1 protein-coding gene is annotated in these 443 nt (G+C 58.5%); it reads left to right on the top strand.

Features of this window, described 5'->3' with window-relative positions; all coding sequences use genetic code 11:
• Window positions 1-443 (top strand): efflux RND transporter permease subunit (locus B2W52_RS04360; RefSeq protein ID WP_286801543.1); only part of this gene is annotated, 443 nt, incomplete at both ends.

The following is a 443-nucleotide window of genomic DNA, read 5'->3' as shown; positions in this document are numbered from 1 at the left end:
CCGGAAACCGTGAGGCGTGACATCGACAGTTTGGCCTTTCTGCCCGTTCCCTTGCCGGACGGCGGCTATGTGCCATTGTCGGAAGTGGCAGAGCTGGAGCTGGCACTGGCACCAACCCAAATCAGCCGGGAAAATGGCAAGCGCCGGGTAGTGGTGACCGCCAACGTGCGGGACCGCGACTTGGGTGGATTTGTCGAAGAAGCACAAGCGCGCATCGCCCAGGAAGTGGATTTACCGGATGGGTATTGGCTGGATTACGGGGGCACCTTCGAGCAACTGCAGTCGGCCAGCGCACGTCTCGCCATTGTGGTACCGATCACGCTGGTGATCATCATTGGCCTATTGGTCATGGCGTTCGGTTCGGTGAAAGACGCCTTGATTATTTTCACTGGCGTACCGCTTGCGCTCACTGGCGGGATTTTATCCCTGTGGTTGCGGGATAT

This window comes from Marinobacter sp. UBA2498, from assembly GCF_002341575.1.
Lineage (GTDB): Bacteria > Pseudomonadota > Gammaproteobacteria > Pseudomonadales > Oleiphilaceae > Marinobacter > Marinobacter manganoxydans.
This window is presented reverse-complemented; position numbering and strand designations above follow the sequence as displayed.